The organism is Flavimaricola marinus (assembly GCF_900184895.1).
Classification (GTDB): domain Bacteria; phylum Pseudomonadota; class Alphaproteobacteria; order Rhodobacterales; family Rhodobacteraceae; genus Flavimaricola; species Flavimaricola marinus.
On the sequence record NZ_FXZK01000053.1, the window covers coordinates 1 to 679 of the forward strand.

A 679-nucleotide genomic window follows, 5' to 3' on the forward strand; every position below is an offset into this window, starting at 1 on the left:
TGGTTCAGAGAGGCGTTGAAAGGCAAAGGGATAGGCACCTGTATTCCCATCGAAAACGGCGCAAGACAACCGTCAGATATGACAAGCGTTGGTTCGAACGCCGCAACCGAATCGAGATCATGTGCGGAAGCCCGAAGGGCTGGCGGCGCGTGGCGACCCGATACAACAGGTGACCAAAGGTCTTCTTCTTCGCCATCGCCCTCGCAGCAACGGTCATATACTGACTATGTGTCCTCACCCTTGCGAAGGGAGTCGATTCTCTTTGCTGCTCAACCCCTGCGAACCCCCAGTCCACAATGGAGCACCTCCTGCTGGACATTCAGCCCCGGGGTGCCAGAGTCCGAGCAGGCGACTAAAGGGGAAGGAGTTGCAGGTAGGGTTGGAAGAATCGCGGCGTCCCGAAGAAGCACACTTCCACAGCAAAGCGATCGGTCTCTGGAGTCTAGGGCTCAGGCTCATTGATCTTCAAAGCCAGAACATGACGGTTTCCGCGAGTGCGACGGCGGACAGGAAGGTCTTGGCGCATCTGTCATAGCAGGTTGCGACTCTGCGCCAGTCTTTTAGGCGACCGAACATGATCTCGATGCGGTTGCGGTGGCGATAGCGCCGTTTTGTCGTAGCGAACAGCTTTGCGGCGTGACTTCCAACCGGGGATGCAGGGGCGTATCCCCTTGTCTTT

Annotated in this window: 2 pseudogenes; one reads left to right on the forward strand and one right to left on the reverse strand. The window is 57.3% G+C overall.

Annotated elements, in window-relative coordinates:
- Positions 1–173 (forward strand): annotated as a pseudogene (locus LOM8899_RS23005) (IS5/IS1182 family transposase); the annotation flags it as partial.
- 292 nt (positions 174–465) lie between these two features.
- Here LOM8899_RS23005 and LOM8899_RS23010 read toward each other — a convergent pair.
- Positions 466–679: pseudogene (locus tag LOM8899_RS23010) on the reverse strand (transposase); the annotation flags it as partial.